Below are 14,163 nucleotides of genomic sequence, written 5' to 3'. Positions count from 1 at the left end.
CGAATGACCGAGCGGATCGTTAGTTTTGTCATGAGCGGCGGCATCGGCTCGCGGTTATGGCCGCTGTCGCGCGAGGACAACCCCAAGCAGTTCCACGATCTGTCCGGCGATGGCTCGATGCTGGCCAAGACCTTGCGTCGGCTCACGGCGCGACCGGAAGGCGAAACGCCCGTCTTCCTGATCGCCTCGGAGCGACATGCCGACCGCGTCCGCGCCGACCTTGCCGGCCTCGATCTCGCCGGCGGCGGGCCGTTGTTCGAGCCGACCGGCCGCAACACCGCCGCCGCCGTCGCGCTGGCGACGCTGCGCACGCTGTCCGAGTTCGGCGACAGCCTGGTTCTGGTGGTGCCGTCGGATCACGAGATCAACACCCCGCGCCAATTCTGGCTGAGTGTCGAAGCCGGTACCGAGGCGGCGCGCCAGGGCCGGGTCGTGGTGTTCGGCGTCAAGCCGACGCAACCCGAGACCGGCTATGGCTATATCGAAGTCGCGGCCGAAAGCGGCGGCACCTTCGACGTGTCGCGCTTCGTCGAAAAGCCGGACCTTGCGACGGCGCAAAACTATCTCCAGGCCGGAAGTTTCTATTGGAACACCGGCATCTTCCTGTTTCGCGCCGGCGCCATGCGCGACGCCTTCGCGGCGTTCCAACCTGACATCTGGCAGGCCACCGAAGCGGCCTACAGAGCGGCGACATCGGATCTGTCCGGTCTCTATATGCCGCTGGAACTCTATGGGGCCATCCCGTCGAACTCGATCGACTACGCCATCATGGAGCGGGCAAAAGACATCGCCATGGTGCCAGCTGGCTTCCGTTGGAACGATCTCGGCTCCTGGCAGTCGCTGCTCGATGTCGGCCCTGCCGACGACCAGGGCAATGTCGTCATCGGCGATGTCGTCGCCATTGACTGCGAGAGCTCCTACATCCGCAGCGACGGGCGCCTGCTATCGGCGATCGGCATGAAGGACGTCGCCATCGTCTCGACCACTGACGCCACCTTCGTCGCCCCGGTCAGCCACAGCCAGCACGTCAAGAAGATCGTCGAACAGCTCGAGAAATCGGGGCGGCTGGAAACCCGGTTCACGCCGGCGCATGACCGCGTCATCGAAAGCGGCGCCTGGCGACGGCGCGTGCATCACTGGCTGTTTCAGGAGACCTTGCCGCTATGGTCGACATCGGGCGTCGACGAGCGTCATGGCGGTTTTCACGAAGCGCTCGGCCTTGATGCCTCACCGCTGATGAAGCCCAAGCGCATGCGCACCATGGCAAGGCAGGTCTATGCCTTCGCCGTCGCCAAAGCGCGCGGCTGGGACGGTCCGGCCGACCGGCTGATCAGCCACGGCATCGACTTCGTGGCCAAGAATGGCCGCACCGACAAAGGCGGTTGGGTGCGCACGCTGAACGTCGACGGCTCCGTCGCCGACGCCACCGAGGATGCCTACGATCATTCCTGCGTGCTGCTGGCACTGGCGCATGCGCATATGTCGGGCAATCCCGACGCCTTGCGGCTTGGTCAGGAAACCTTAGCCTTTCTCGACACATATCTCGAGGACAGCCGCCTGACTGGCTTCCTCGAAACATTTGACGGGGAGGGCGAGCGCCGCTCCAACCCGCACATGCATCTGCTCGAGGCGTTTCTCGCCTGGTACCAGGCGACCGGCGAGCGCACCCATCTGCGCCGTGCGGCGCGCATCATCGACCTGTTCCGCAGCCACTTCTTCGACGCCGAAAGCTGGACCCTGGGCGAATATTTCGACGCCGAATGGAAACCGTCCGCCGGCGAGAAGGGGGCCTGGACCGAGCCCGGTCATCACTTCGAATGGGCCTCCCTGCTGGTCGATTTCGCCGGGCGCAGCGGCCAGTCCGAACTGAGCGGCTTCGCCCGAAAACTCTATGCCTCGGCCATCGCCAATGGCCTCAACCGCGCCACCGGTCTCGCCTATGGCGCCGTCTCCAGGCAAGGCCTGCCGCTCGACCGCGTCTCCCGCAGCTGGCCGCAGGCCGAAGCGGTCAAGGCGGCGATTGCGCTGGATGGCTCGGGCGGGCCCGACCTCAAGCCCGAAATCGAGGAACGCGTTGGCCGCCTGTTCCGTTGGCACATCGACCCGGCGCCGCTCGGCCTGTGGATCGACCGCATCGATGAACGCGGCCGCTCGCTGGCGACCGATGTGCCGGCCAGCATTTTCTACCACCTGGTTTGTGCGCTGACCCAGTATCTGGACAGCACGGCGCAGAAGGCGCCGTAGGCTAGGCTCAGTAGGGGCTGGCCACGTCGCCGGTCTCGACATAGATCGACTTCAGCTGCGAATAGAGCGCCAGTGCCGCCAGCGAATTCTCGCGGCCGATGCCGGACTGCTTGAAGCCGCCGAAGGGGATCTCTACCGGCGTCAGATTGTAGGCATTGATCCAGCAGGTGCCGGCCTGCAGCTCGGCGATGACGCGATGGGCCCGCGGCAGGTCGCGCGTGAAGACGCCCGCGGCAAGGCCAAACTCGGTGTCGTTGGCGCGGTCGATCACCTCGTCCTCGCCGTCGAACTTCAGCACGCTCATCACAGGCCCGAAAATCTCCTCGCGGGCGATGCGCATCGTGTCGGTGACGCCGGTGAAGACCGTTGGTTCGACGAAGAAGCCACCGTCGAACCCCTGCAGCGAAGGCACATTGCCGCCGCAGGCCAGAACTGCCCCATCCTGCTTGCCGACCGCGATATAGCCGACCACCTTCTCATGCTGCGCTCTGGAGACCAGCGGTCCCATCTGGGTTTCGGGGTCGAGCGGATCGCCGATGCGGATTTTCTTCGTCCGCTCGACAAGCCGTTCGACGAAGCGGTCGTGGATGCCGCTCTGCACGAAGACCCGCGTGCCGTTGGAGCAGATTTGGCCGGTCGAATAGAAATTGCCGAGCATGGCGCCGCCAATGGCATTCTCGATGTCGGCATCGTCGAAGACGATCAGCGGCGACTTGCCGCCAAGCTCCATCGTCGCGTGCTTCATCTTCGAACCGGCAAGCGACAGCACCTTGCGCCCGGTCGGCACCGAGCCGGTCACCGAGACCTTGGCGACGACATCATGACCGACAAGCCCGGCGCCGACATCGCCATAGCCCTGCACGACGTTGAACAGCCCATCGGGCAGGCCGGCCTCGCTGTAGATTTCAGCCAGCGCGAGCGCTGACAGCGGCGTGTTTTCCGACGGCTTGAACACCATGGCGTTGCCCATGGCCAGCGCCGGAGCGGATTTCCAGCCGGCGATCTGGATCGGGTAGTTCCAGGCGCCGATGCCGACACAGACGCCAAGCGCCTCGTGTCGGGTATAGGCGAAGGGCCCGCCGAGATCGACAGACTCGCCATTGTAGGCGGCGACTGCGCCGCCGAAATATTCCAGGCAGTCCGCGGCCGACGGCGCATCTGCCACCAGTGTCTCCTGGATCGCTTTGCCGGTGTCGAGCGTCTCTATGCGAGCGAGATCGGCGTTGCGGGCGCGCAAGATGTCGGCGGCGCGGCGCAGGATGCGTCCGCGTTCGACCGGCTTCAACCGCGCCCAGGCAGGCTGCGCGGCACGCGCGGCCTCGACGGCGAGTTCCAGCACGTTCGGCGTCGCCGAACGCAGCATGGCGATCGTCTCGCCGGTTGCCGGATAGATGACCGGCAGCGGCGCGCCCTGCTCATCGTCGATATAGCGTCCGTTGACATAGTGCGATGCCGTGGGCTGGGCGCGCATGGAGGTCTCCAAATCGTCTTCGCTTGGGCGGAATGTTCGCCGGATCATGCTCTATCTGTCGGATGCCTGCCAGCGCGGATTGATCCAGGGTTCCTGGTTGGACGGCGCCAGCGGTGTGCGGCCGAGAATGTGGTCGGAAGCCTTCTCGCCGGTCATGATCGACGGCGCATTGAGGTTGCCGTTGGTGACGCGAGGGAAGATCGAGGAATCGGCGACGCGCAATCCTTCAACGCCGATGACCCGGCATTCCGGATCGACGACGCTCATCATGTCGTCGGCGCGGCCCATCTTGCAGGTGCCGCAAGGATGGTAGGCGCTCTCGGCGTGATCCCTGATGAAGACATCGAGATCGTCATCCGACTGCACGTGGCTGCCCGGCGAGATTTCCTTGCCGCGGTAGCCATCGAACGCCTTCTGGCCGAAGATCTCGCGGGTCAGCCGGATGCAGTGGCGGAACTCCGTCCAGTCGTCAGGATGCGACATGTAGTTGAAGCGGATCACAGGCTTCGATTTCGGGTCCGGCGAGCGCAGCGTCACCGAGCCGCGCGACTTCGAGCGCATCGGCCCGACATGCGCCTGGAAGCCGTGCGACTTCGCCGCTGCCTTGCCATCATAGCGGACCGCCGCCGGGATGAAGTGGTACTGGATATCGGGATAGTCGACACCGGCGCGCGAGCGCACGAAGGCCGCTGCCTCGAAATGGTTGGTGGCGCCAAGCCCGGTCTTGAAGAACAGCCACTGCGCCCCGATCAGCGCTTTCGAGAACGGGTTGAGCACCGAATTGAGCGTGATCGGCTGTGTCGATTCCTGCTGGATATAGAGCTCCATATGGTCCTGCAGGTTGCGGCCGACGCCGGGCCTGTCGGCCACCACGGCAATGCCGTTCTCCCTCAGATGCTCGGCCGGACCGATGCCCGACAGCATCAGGATCTTGGGCGAATTGATCGACGATGCGGCGACGATCACCTCACGTCGCGCCTTAACGACCTGAATCTGTTTGTGAGCTTCGATCTCGACGCCGATGGCGCGTTGATTCTCGATGATCACCCGGCGGGCGAAACCCTTGAGCAGGCTAACATTCTTGCGGTTCAACGCCGGCTTCAGATAGGCGCTTGCAGCCGACCAGCGGCGGCCGCCGCGAATGGTCTGCTCCATCGCCCCAAAGCCTTCCTGCTTGGAGCCATTGTAGTCGTTGGTCAGTTCGAACCCGGCCTGGCGCCCCGCCTCGACGAAGGCGCCGTAAAGCGGATTGCGTCGCGAGCCGCGCTGTACATGCAATGGCCCGCCATGGCCGCGCCAGCCATCCTCGCCGCCGTCATTGTCCTCCATGCGCTTGAAGTAGGGGAGCACGTCGGCAAAGCCCCAGCCGGTCGCACCTTCTTCGGCCCAATGGTCGAAGTCGCGGGCATGGCCGCGCACATAGACCATGCCGTTGATCGAGGACGAACCGCCGATCACCTTGCCACGCGGCGTCGCCAGCACGCGGCCGCCGAGATGCGGCTCCGGTTCGCTGGCAAAGCCCCAGTCGTAGAGGCTCATATTGAGCGGGATCGACAGCGCCGACGGCATCTGGATCAGCGGCCCGACATCGGTGCCGCCGAATTCGACGACGATCACCGAATGCTTGCCGTCTTCCGACAGCCGATAGGCTATGGCCGAGCCGGCCGAGCCGGAGCCGATGATGACGAAATCCGCTTCAAGCATGGTTCATTTCAGCCCATCGTTCATATGCGTGATGAAATCGGCGAGCGAAACGTTGCCGCCAGTTGCCATCACGAGCACGGTCTTGCCCTTTACATCCGCCTTGCCGCCGAGTAGCGCTGCCAGCGAGGCAGCTCCCGACGGTTCAAGCACCAGCTTCATGCGCTCGAAGGCGATGCGCATGGCGCGTCGCACCGATTGATCGTCGACGGTGATGCCGCGGACGCCGGCGGTCTTGACCGCCGCGAACGGAGCGTCGCCGGGCCGTCGTGACATCAACCCGTCGCAGATCGACTTCGGGCCGATCGGCATCGTCTCGATGCTGCCATGCGCCAGCGACGAGCCCATGCCGTTGAAACCTTCCGGCTCGACGCCGATGATCTCGGTGGCGGGTGAAAGATAGTGGAAGGCGAGCGAAACGCCGCCGATCAGTCCGCCGCCGCCGACCGAGCAGAACAAAAGGTCGGCGCTGGCGTCCTTGGCGGCAAGCTGGTCGAGCGCTTCGAGGCCGGCGCCCGCCTGGCCGGCGACGATCTCCGGATCGTCGAACGGATGCAGCAGTGCCAGTCCTTCTGTCTCGGCGATTTCGCGCGCCTTGGCGGCGGCGACTTCCTCACGCGCACGCTCGCCATGGTCAGTCAGCACGACGCGGGCGCCATAGCCTGCGGTGGCATCGCGTTTGGCGGCGGGTGCATCGATCGGCATGACGATGGTGACCGGAATGCCGAGTGCCTGGCCGGCCGCCGCCAGCCCTTGCGCAAAATTGCCGGAGGAATAGGCGACGACGCCTTTCTTCGCCTCGTCGGCCGAAAGCTGCTTCAGCCGCCAATAGGCGCCGCGTATCTTGAACGAGCCTGCCCATTGCAGCGATTCCGGCTTGATGAACACGCGGGCGGCGCCCGTCTCGCACGCAAGTGCCGCCGATTCCAGCAGCGGCGTGATCTGTGTCGCCCGCGAGGTGACGGCATAGGCCTGCTTGAGATGGTCGAGAGAGGGGACGAGTAGGTCTGCCATCATTCGCCTCGTGGATACCGTTTGCTCTCCTCGAGATTGTCGAGGTTCATGTGATTGCGCATGTAGCGTTCCGACGCCTTTTGCAGCGGCTGGAAATCCCATGGGTAATAGGCGCCGTTGCGCAGCGCCGGATAGACGACCCAGCGGCGCGCCTGGCTTTCGCGCACGGCGGCGTCGAAGCCGGCCATGTCCCAGCGCGCGCGGACTTTGCTCATGAATGCCGTCACCAAGTCCGCATTGGCCGGGTCGCCGGCCAAATTGTCTCGCTCGAGCGGATCGGTCTCGAGATCGAACAGTTGCGGCGGGTCGAGCTCGCAATGGACGAATTTGTATCTGCCGTCGCGGATCGCAACGAGTGGTGCGCAGGAGCCCTCCGCCGCATACTCCATCAACACAGGCGCGGCGCGCTGCCCGCCATTGGCAAGCGGCAGCAGCGACTGGCCGTCGGTCCACGGTGCGATCGCCCCGATGTCGATGCCGGCGAGGTCGCAAAGCGTCGGCGCTACATCGAGATTGGAGACCGGCGCTTCGATCAGTCCGGCGCGAACGCCCTTGCCGGCAATCATCAGCGGCACCCGCGCCGAGCCCTCGAAGAAGCTCATCTTGAACCACAGGCCGCGCTCGCCGAGCATGTCGCCATGGTCCGAGCAGAACAGGATGACGGTGTCGTCGAGCATGCGCGTTCGCCGCAGGACGTCCAGAAGCTCGCCGAGCTTGTCATCGACATAGGAGATGTTGGCGAAATAGCCGCGCCGGGAACGACGCACTTGTTCAGGGGTGATCTCGAAAGACCGATAATCGCTGGCGTGGTACAGCCGCTGCGAATGCGTGTCCTGCTCGTCATGCGCGATGAACCCGGTTTCCGGGTCCAGAGCCTGGCAGTGTTCGTAGAGATCCCAATACTGCTTGCGCGCGACATAGGGATCGTGCGGGTGCGACAGCGAAACGGTGAGGCACCAGGGCCGATGGTCCGGATCGTCCTGCTCGCGCGCGAGCTGATAGAGTTTCTGCGTGGCCAGGAACACGACCTCGTCGTCATATTCCATCTGGTTGGTGGTCTCGGCGACGCCGGCGCCGGTCACCGAACCCAGATTGTGATACCACCATTCGATGCGCTCGCCAGGGTTGCGGTAATCCGGCGTCCAGCCGAAATCCGCCGGATAGATGTCGGTGGTCAGCCGCTCCTCGAAGCCGTGCAACTGGTCCGGTCCGACGAAGTGCATCTTGCCCGACAGGCAGGTGTAGTAGCCGGCGGCGCGCAGATGATGGGCGAAGGTCGGGATCGATGAGATGAATTCAGCGGCATTGTCATAGACCCCGGTGCGAGACGGCAGCTGCCCGCTCATGAACGAGGCCCTGCCCGGTGCGCAAAGCGGCGATGCGGTGTAGTTGTTGGCAAAGCGCGCCGAGCGGGCGGCCAGTGCCTTGAGATGCGGCACATGCAGGAAGTCCGCCGGCCCATCCGGGAACAGCGTACCGTTGAGCTGATCGACCATGACGATCAGGAAATTGGGTCGCTTGGCTGTCACTGTGTCTGCCGTCCACCGAGTTTGGTTTCGAGATAGTCCTCGACCAGCGCGATTGCGGTCGCGGCGTCGGGCACGCCGTCCTTCAGCGCCCGCCTGATGTAGAGCCCGTCGATCAGCGCCGCGGTCGCCTCGGCGACGCGATCGGCCTCGGCTCGCGGCAGGATGCCGGTCAGCCCGCTCAACAGGTTGGAGTGCAGCCGACGCGCATAGACCTTGAGCAGCCGGCGCAGCGCCGCCGATTTCTGCGCCTCGACATAGAAGGCGAGCCAGGCGGCGATGGTTTCCGGCTGGAACTGGAGCTCGGAGAAGTTGACGGCCACGACCGCCGAAACGCGCTCGCGCGGGCTGCCGGCGGCACCAAGGGCGCGCCGCATGTCGATGGTCAGTTCGGCCAGGATATGGCGCATCGTCGCCAGCAGCAGCTCATCCTTGGCGCCAAAATAATGATGGGCAAGAGCGGAGGACACGCCGGCGCGGCCGGCGATCTCGGACATGGTCACGTCGAGCGAGCCGCGTTCGCCGATCGCCGAGATCGTCGCGTCGATGAGCGCCTTGCGGCGCAGGGGTTCCATTCCGACTTTCGGCATCTCGCTAGGGTCCTTTGAAGCAGGATTATTTTTTATTGACGGGTCAATCAACAAAAAAATCGACACCCGCCCAGCCTGCACCAAGCGATTGTCCGGTTGCGGCCCTTCACGGCGCGGGCACGATTGTTTATATTTGAACAATAAAGGCGAAGTGCGCCATGAGCCCTCATGCTAGGCTGGCGCCAAGGATGGAGACCGCCATGACCGCATGCATCGTTGGCTGGGCGCATTCGCGCTTCGGCAAGCTTGAGGGCGAGACGCTCGAAAACCTGATCGTCAAGGTGGCGACCGACGCGCTCGACCATGCCGGCATCGGCCCCGACGAGGTCGACGAGATCGTGCTCGGCCACTTCAACGCAGGCTTTTCGGCGCAGGATTTCACCGCCAGCCTGGTGCTTCAGGCCGACGACCGGCTGCGCTTCAAGCCGGCGACACGCGTCGAGAACGCTTGTGCCACAGGATCAGCGGCTGTCAGGCAAGGCATCCGCGCCATCGACGCCCATGCCGCCCGCATCGTGCTGGTGGTCGGCGCCGAGCAGATGACGACGACGCCCGGTCCCGAGATCGGCAAGAACCTGCTCAAGGCTTCCTATCTGCCTGAGGATGGCGATACGCCGGCAGGTTTTGCCGGCGTCTTCGGCAAGATCGCGCAGGCCTATTTCCAGCGCTATGGCGACCAGTCGGACGCGCTGGCAATGATTGCCGCCAAGAACCACAAGAACGGCGTCGACAATCCCTACGCGCAGATGCGCAAGGATTTCGGCTATGAGTTCTGCCGCCAGGAAAGCGAAAAGAACCCCTTCGTTGCCGGTCCGTTGAAGCGCACCGACTGCTCGCTGGTCTCAGACGGCGCCGCGGCCCTTGTCCTTGCCGACACCGCGACGGCACTGAAGATGCGCCGCGCCGTTGCCTTCCGCGCCAATGAGCATGTGCAGGATTTCCTGCCGATGTCGAAGCGCGACATCCTGACCTTCGAAGGCTGCGAACAGGCCTGGGGCAGGGCGCTTAAGAATGCCGGCGTGACACTCGACGATCTGTCCTTCGTCGAGACGCATGACTGCTTCACCATCGCCGAACTGATCGAGTATGAGGCGATGGGCCTGGCCAAGCCGGGCGAGGGGGCAAAGCTCGCCATGAGCGGCGAGACCGCCAAGGATGGGCGCCTGCCGGTCAATCCATCGGGCGGGCTGAAGGCCAAGGGTCATCCGATCGGCGCCACCGGTGTTTCCATGCATGTTCTGACCGCCATGCAGCTTGTCGGCGAAGCCGGCGGCATCCAGGTGCCGGGCGCAAAACTCGGCGGCATCTTCAACATGGGTGGCGCGGCGGTCGCCAATTACGTTTCCATTCTCGACCGGATCAGATAAACCGCCCGCATTACAGCGCCGCGCGCCTTTTGAAGCGCGCAAAGGACGCTGTAACACTTTGATTCTGCTCATGACCTCGAAGATCGATTCCGATCTTCGAGGTCATGCGCAAGCGGGAGGGTTCATGACAAATCCGGTTCTGATCGAAGTCTTGCGCGGCGCGATCGTCGAGAGCGCGCATCGCGGTGCCGTCGCGGTCTTCGATGCCGACGGCAAGCCGGTCCTGGAGATCGGCGACACCTCGAGGCCGGTGTTTCCGCGCTCCGCGGTCAAGGCGATCCAGGCATTGCCGCTGGTCGAAAGCGGCACGGCGGACGCCTATGGCTTCGGCAACCGCGAACTGGCGCTTGCCTGTGCCTCCCATTCGGGCGAGCCGGCGCATGTAGAGTTGGCGCGTTCCATGCTGGCCAGGGCCGGGCTGGACGGGTCAGCGCTGGAATGCGGCGCGCATTGGCCCTCCAGTCATGACGCGGAGATTGCGCTGGCCCGCACCGGCGGTTCGCCGAACGCGCTGCATAACAATTGCTCCGGCAAGCATTCCGGCTTCCTCTGCACCTGCGTCCACACCGGCATTGCGCATCGCGGCTATGTCAAGCCGGAGCACGCCCTGCAGGAGATGGTGCGCGACGCCATGCAGGCAGTGACGGGCGCTGTCCATGGCGCCGATGAACGAGCGACCGATGGCTGCTCGATCCCGACCTTCGCGGTGCCGCTCAGGAGCTTCGCCCTCGGCTTTGCCCGTATGGCCACGACAAATGGTTTTGGTCCCGAGCGAGCCAAGGCCGCAAAGCGTCTGATGACCGCCTGCATGGCAGAACCGTTCTTTGTCGCTGGCACCGGCCGTGCCGATGTCGCTCTGATGGAGGCCGCGCCCGGGCGGATTTTTGCGAAAGGCGGCGCCGAAGGTGTTCACTGTGCCGCAATTCCGGAAATTGGCCTCGGCATCGCGCTCAAATGCGATGACGGTGCCGGCCGCGCCGGCGAAGCCATGGTTGCCGCCGTGCTCGCCAAATTGCTGCGCGCGGACGAGGCTTTGGCGGCGAAGCTGCTCGAACTGGCCAACGCTCCGATTGAAAGCCGGATTGGGGCCAAGGTCGGGGCGCTGCGGCCGACGGCTGCTTTGGGCTAGCCGGTGAAAAACCTGATACTCGATAGCCGAACGAAAATGCCTTTTGCGACCCGTTGCGGTCTTTCAAATTCTATTCTCGGCTTTGATCAGTTTTCAGAACTTTGCGGGTAAAGGTTGCTGGCATGTTCAAGACTGAGGACTACGCCGTGTACCACCGGATTGTGCTTGGCCTTCTATACGTCCTTCTCTTTTCGGGCTTATCGCTTATGGCCTTTGGTCTGCGGATAACGCACTGGATAGCCGACAACGCGGGTCTGAAATCCATGCTTGCGTGCGTGCTGGCCTATATTGGTGTTATGTCCGGCTTAGTCTGGGCTATTAACAAAATTAATAAGGCTTTTCCGACGTTAGACCTTCCAGCTTCGAGCAATCATCCCGGGCAAGCCTGGTTTGTGGAGCAAGTGGCAATCGATGTGGAATCGGATGTCGGCGCCGAGAAGTCGCCGCCAACAAAACGCGAGAAGCCGACCGACCGTTGAAACCGATTCCCACCGGCGCATTTTTGTACCGATTTTCAGGTCCAGCATTATCCGACTATTCTAGCTGACGTGATTGCGCTCGACGGTCAGGTGCGCGTAACCGCTCTTGTCCAATGATGTCAGGTCGCCTGTCGCCGGCTCGGCCCAGCGCTGGCCGACAATGGAGCCGTTCAGCGCGCCATCGATGACATTGTCCGAGATGACGGCCGTACCGGCGCCCTCGACCACGCTGACGACGATGCCGGTTCCAGCCTTGCGGATGATGTTGCCGGTGGCCACGATATTGCGCAGGTACGGCCCCCAGCCGATCTGCATGCCATACAGCGGCGCGTTCTCGATGACATTGTTGGAAACTGTGGTGTCGGCCTCGACGCCAATGCCGACGCCAAAGCCGGGCGGGTCGGCGGGGTAGGGGCCGCTGGTCGACAGATTGCGCACGATGTTGCCCGAGCAGACACCCATGCGGCCACCTTCGTTGAAGTTGACGATCGAGATGCCGTTGGCGGCGCCGTCGACGATGTTGTTGCTGATGACGGCGCCTTCGAACGAGAATTCGGAATAGACCGCGGTCTCGCCTGAGCGCGAGCAGGTGTTGCCTGCTATCTGCAGATTGCTGGCGCTGTTGGCGCGGATCGCCGAAAAGGCGCAGTCGGAGACGATGTTGCCCGAGATGACGACATTGCCGGCCCGGAAGGCGTTGATGCCATTGCCGTTCTGCCCGGTTCCGCCACTGCGCGCCAGGATGCGCTCGACGCGGTTGCCGTGACCATGGTGCCGTCTTCCGCCGCCTGCCAGCGGTGCACCAGGATGCCGCCATTGGCGCAGTCGGAGACGGTGTTGCCCGCAATTGCCAGCCCATCAGCCTCGACCGAATAGATGCCGGCATCGGCAGCCCCTGAGATGTCCGAGCGCTCGACCCGGCCCGCCGCGTGTTCCAGCGCCAATCCGTTCTTGCCGCTGCCGGTTATTTGGCAATTGTCGACAATGAGGTGCGCGACCCGGCGCAGATCGAGCAATCCTTGCGCGTAGTCGCCCATCGAGCGGTTGCTGCCATCGAAGACCAGCCCGCTGAGTTCGATATGGTCGGCCTGTTCGGCCATGAACAGGTGGCCATCGCCGCCATAGACGATCCGCGTTGCGCCCGGCACGCCGGAAAGACGCACACGGCTGGGCAGCGAGAGGTTGGACACCACATAGGTGCCGGGCGGCAGGAACACCGGCATGTCGCGGTCGTTGGCATCACGCAGCAGCTTGGCGAAGGCCTTGCTCTGATCGTCGAAGGTGCCAGGTGAGACGCCAAGTTCGGTGGCGTTGATCGAACCGCGCATCGAGGCTTTCTCGATGCCGCTCAGGCTGGCGGCCGCCGCTCTGCCAAGCGAGAGGCCCAAGACGGCAAAGCCGGCGGTTCCGGTTAAAAACGTTCGTCTGTTCAACATCGGCACAGGGTCCTGGCGTTCAACCCAGACACCGCAGGATTCGTGCCAGACGGTCTGTCGCTGCTTGCCAGCGCAGCGACAATGGCTTGTCGAGCAGCCTCTCCGCGCCTAAGCTCAGCGGATGAGCAGAGCTTTTACCCGCGAGGAAGACAGCGAAAACGCCATCGCCGGCATCGGCGAGCGGCCGATCAGCCAGCACCGCAACCTGGTGACGGAGACCGGCCTGGCGATGATCGAGGAGAATCTGGCCGATCTGCGCGACATATTGGCGAAGGCCGAAAGGAAGGCGGACCGCGAGCGCATTGCGGTGGTGTCGCGCGACCTGCGCTATTGGACCGCCCGGCGCGAAAACGCCGAACTGTCCGTGCCGGAGCCGGGCAGCGATCTGGTGCGCTTCGGCATGGGGGTCACGCTCGAGGGCGATGACGACAGGAAGGTGCACTGGAAAATCGTCGGCGAGGACGAGGCCGACCCGGCCAAGGGCACCATTTCCCACGTGTCGCCGATGGCCGTCGCCCTTTTCGGCAAGAAGGTTGGCGACGTGGCTGTGGTCAACGGCAAGGAATGGGAAATCGTCAAGCTCTCCGACAGCTAGTCTTCGAGCTTGACGACGTGGTCGCGGAAGAAAGCCGCGGCTCCGGCTTCATCGATTTCGCCAGCGGCAACCATCAAGACCAGCTGAATGATATCCTGTTGCTCGGCTTCGACGCTAAACCCGTTGAAGTAGAGAAACAAGTCAGCTGCGGCAAAGGCGGTGCGTTTGTTGCCGTCGACGAAAGGATGGTTCTTGGCGATGCCAAAGAGATAGGCAGCCGCCAGTTCGCACAGATCCGGGTCGCCATAAATCTCTCTCTGTTGCGGCCGGTGGAGTGCCGACTCCAGCATTCCCTCATCGCGGATGCCTGCTGCCCCGCCGTGCAGGCGCAATTGCTCGGCGTGGAGCGACTCCACGAATTCCCGCGAATGATGCTCGGTCATTTCGCGAGCGCGCGATAGGCAACCTCGTATTTTTTCATCCGCTCACGCGCGATTTTCATCTTGCGTTCGAATTCTTCTGCAGTGTCTTCGGTGCGACGCAAGCGAAGTTCATCACCTTCCTCGACAATGATGATGCTATCGCCCGCCTTGAGGTTCAGGCGATCGAGAATTTCCTTGGGCAGGATCACACCTTCGGAATTACCGATCTTGCGAATGGTCGTGTTCATG

12 protein-coding genes and 1 pseudogene are annotated in these 14,163 nt (G+C 63.6%); 5 read left to right on the top strand and 8 right to left on the bottom strand.

Features of this window, described 5'->3' with window-relative positions; translation table 11 throughout:
* The first annotated feature begins 3 nt into the window (after positions 1 to 3).
* Positions 4 to 2,244: an AGE family epimerase/isomerase gene (locus tag AC1D2G_RS21280; RefSeq protein WP_477416458.1), complete on the top strand. Its 2,241-nt coding sequence runs from the start codon at positions 4 to 6 to the stop codon at positions 2,242 to 2,244.
* Between the two features lie 7 nt (positions 2,245 to 2,251).
* On the opposite strand, the gene betB is transcribed toward AC1D2G_RS21280, so the two are convergent.
* The 5 genes from betB to betI are packed head-to-tail and all read right to left on the bottom strand — an operon-like array spanning position 2,252 to position 8,546.
* Positions 2,252 to 3,715 (bottom strand): betaine-aldehyde dehydrogenase, encoded by a 1,464-nt coding sequence (gene betB, locus AC1D2G_RS21275; protein WP_477416456.1) that lies wholly within the window; start codon positions 3,713 to 3,715, stop codon positions 2,252 to 2,254.
* Between the two features lie 51 nt (positions 3,716 to 3,766).
* The gene (gene betA, locus AC1D2G_RS21270) at positions 3,767 to 5,419 is read right to left on the bottom strand and encodes a choline dehydrogenase (RefSeq protein ID WP_477416454.1); all 1,653 of its coding nucleotides are present in this window, start codon (positions 5,417 to 5,419) and stop codon (positions 3,767 to 3,769) included.
* A 3-nt stretch (positions 5,420 to 5,422) separates the two neighbouring features.
* Positions 5,423 to 6,433, bottom strand: coding sequence for a threonine/serine dehydratase (locus tag AC1D2G_RS21265; protein WP_477416452.1), 1,011 nt, complete (start codon positions 6,431 to 6,433; stop codon positions 5,423 to 5,425).
* The gene (gene betC, locus AC1D2G_RS21260; RefSeq protein WP_477416450.1) at positions 6,430 to 7,959 is read right to left on the bottom strand and encodes a choline-sulfatase; all 1,530 of its coding nucleotides are present in this window, start codon (positions 7,957 to 7,959) and stop codon (positions 6,430 to 6,432) included. Before betC ends, AC1D2G_RS21265 begins: the two co-directional genes overlap by 4 nt.
* The gene (betI, locus tag AC1D2G_RS21255; protein ID WP_095089822.1) at positions 7,956 to 8,546 is read right to left on the bottom strand and encodes a choline-binding transcriptional repressor BetI; all 591 of its coding nucleotides are present in this window, start codon (positions 8,544 to 8,546) and stop codon (positions 7,956 to 7,958) included. The genes betC and betI overlap by 4 nt, the downstream gene beginning before the upstream one ends.
* Positions 8,547 to 8,746: 200 nt before the next feature.
* Here betI and AC1D2G_RS21250 point away from each other — a divergent pair, with 200 nt between their 5' ends.
* The 3 genes from AC1D2G_RS21250 (at position 8,747) to AC1D2G_RS21240 (ending at position 11,521) form a co-directional block, all read left to right on the top strand.
* Complete coding sequence (locus tag AC1D2G_RS21250; protein WP_477416448.1) at positions 8,747 to 9,913, top strand: acetyl-CoA acetyltransferase; 1,167 nt, start codon at positions 8,747 to 8,749, stop codon at positions 9,911 to 9,913.
* 124 nt (positions 9,914 to 10,037) lie between these two features.
* Positions 10,038 to 11,042 (top strand): asparaginase, encoded by a 1,005-nt coding sequence (locus tag AC1D2G_RS21245; RefSeq protein WP_477416446.1) that lies wholly within the window; start codon positions 10,038 to 10,040, stop codon positions 11,040 to 11,042.
* 122 nt (positions 11,043 to 11,164) lie between these two features.
* Positions 11,165 to 11,521, top strand: coding sequence for a hypothetical protein (locus AC1D2G_RS21240; protein ID WP_477416444.1), 357 nt, complete (start codon positions 11,165 to 11,167; stop codon positions 11,519 to 11,521).
* A 60-nt stretch (positions 11,522 to 11,581) separates the two neighbouring features.
* Here AC1D2G_RS21240 and AC1D2G_RS21235 read toward each other — a convergent pair.
* Positions 11,582 to 12,957 (bottom strand): annotated as a pseudogene (locus AC1D2G_RS21235) (TIGR03808 family TAT-translocated repetitive protein).
* A gap of 121 nt (positions 12,958 to 13,078) precedes the next feature.
* On the opposite strand from AC1D2G_RS21235, the gene greA reads away from it, so the two are divergent.
* Positions 13,079 to 13,552, top strand: a complete 474-nt coding sequence (gene greA / locus AC1D2G_RS21230) for a transcription elongation factor GreA (protein ID WP_095089824.1) — start codon at positions 13,079 to 13,081, stop codon at positions 13,550 to 13,552.
* Here greA and AC1D2G_RS21225 read toward each other — a convergent pair.
* Both AC1D2G_RS21225 and AC1D2G_RS21220 read right to left on the bottom strand, forming a co-directional pair.
* Complete coding sequence (locus tag AC1D2G_RS21225) at positions 13,549 to 13,935, bottom strand: type II toxin-antitoxin system death-on-curing family toxin (protein ID WP_477416442.1); 387 nt, start codon at positions 13,933 to 13,935, stop codon at positions 13,549 to 13,551. The genes greA and AC1D2G_RS21225 overlap by 4 nt on opposite strands.
* Positions 13,932 to 14,162, bottom strand: coding sequence for an AbrB/MazE/SpoVT family DNA-binding domain-containing protein (locus AC1D2G_RS21220; protein WP_477416440.1), 231 nt, complete (start codon positions 14,160 to 14,162; stop codon positions 13,932 to 13,934). The genes AC1D2G_RS21225 and AC1D2G_RS21220 overlap by 4 nt, the downstream gene beginning before the upstream one ends.
* Position 14,163: the final 1 nt, after the last annotated feature.

Source organism: Mesorhizobium sp. P2_C7 (assembly GCF_056404515.1).
The sequence above is the reverse complement of the archived record's forward strand: the minus strand, read 5'-3'. Positions and strand labels throughout refer to the sequence as shown.

What these genes read in the sequence shown, in the direction of transcription:
- greA (WP_095089824.1), top strand. Translation starts at nt 13,079, where the DNA reads ATGAGCAGAGCTTTTACCCGCGAGGAAGACAGCGAAAACGCCATCGCC.
- AC1D2G_RS21265 (WP_477416452.1), bottom strand. Translation starts at nt 6,433, where the DNA reads ATGATGGCAGACCTACTCGTCCCCTCTCTCGACCATCTCAAGCAGGCC.
- AC1D2G_RS21240 (WP_477416444.1), top strand. Translation starts at nt 11,165, where the DNA reads ATGTTCAAGACTGAGGACTACGCCGTGTACCACCGGATTGTGCTTGGC.
- AC1D2G_RS21250 (WP_477416448.1), top strand. Translation starts at nt 8,747, where the DNA reads ATGACCGCATGCATCGTTGGCTGGGCGCATTCGCGCTTCGGCAAGCTT.
- AC1D2G_RS21280 (WP_477416458.1), top strand. Translation starts at nt 4, where the DNA reads ATGACCGAGCGGATCGTTAGTTTTGTCATGAGCGGCGGCATCGGCTCG.
- AC1D2G_RS21225 (WP_477416442.1), bottom strand. Translation starts at nt 13,935, where the DNA reads ATGACCGAGCATCATTCGCGGGAATTCGTGGAGTCGCTCCACGCCGAG.
- betB (WP_477416456.1), bottom strand. Translation starts at nt 3,715, where the DNA reads ATGCGCGCCCAGCCCACGGCATCGCACTATGTCAACGGACGCTATATC.
- betI (WP_095089822.1), bottom strand. Translation starts at nt 8,546, where the DNA reads ATGCCGAAAGTCGGAATGGAACCCCTGCGCCGCAAGGCGCTCATCGAC.
- AC1D2G_RS21220 (WP_477416440.1), bottom strand. Translation starts at nt 14,162, where the DNA reads ATGAACACGACCATTCGCAAGATCGGTAATTCCGAAGGTGTGATCCTG.
- AC1D2G_RS21245 (WP_477416446.1), top strand. Translation starts at nt 10,038, where the DNA reads ATGACAAATCCGGTTCTGATCGAAGTCTTGCGCGGCGCGATCGTCGAG.
- betA (WP_477416454.1), bottom strand. Translation starts at nt 5,419, where the DNA reads ATGCTTGAAGCGGATTTCGTCATCATCGGCTCCGGCTCGGCCGGCTCG.